The sequence below is a fragment of the Cohnella sp. GbtcB17 genome, from assembly GCF_019091135.1.
GTDB lineage: Bacteria > Bacillota > Bacilli > Paenibacillales > Paenibacillaceae > Cohnella.
The window spans coordinates 1-266 of record NZ_JAGXJW010000278.1 but is presented as its reverse complement, the minus strand read 5'-3'; the positions used below and the strand labels follow the sequence as shown (position 1 = coordinate 266).

Below are 266 nucleotides of genomic sequence, written 5' to 3'. Positions count from 1 at the left end.
TCGCGCTGCATAAGGCTCTTAATGGACGCGGTTTCCTGCCCGGACTTCATCAAGGTGCGGAACTGCCGCTGATGACCGAGCTGCTCGAGCAGCTGCATCGGACGCCGCATTCTTTCTTCGAAATCCATCGCCGCCAGCTCCTTGTACAATTCCTCGAAGCCCGCGCACAGGAGATGGTACTTGTCCTCGAAATGCTTGTAAAACGTCGACCGGTGAACCATCGCCCGCTCGCAAATCTCGGCGACGGTAGGCGATTCGAACGTCCG

Annotated in this window: 1 protein-coding gene; it reads right to left on the bottom strand. The window is 57.9% G+C overall.

Annotated elements, in window-relative coordinates:
- On the bottom strand, positions 1 to 266 hold a 266-nt coding region (locus KVT38_RS33770), incomplete at both ends, for a TetR/AcrR family transcriptional regulator (RefSeq protein ID WP_217598084.1).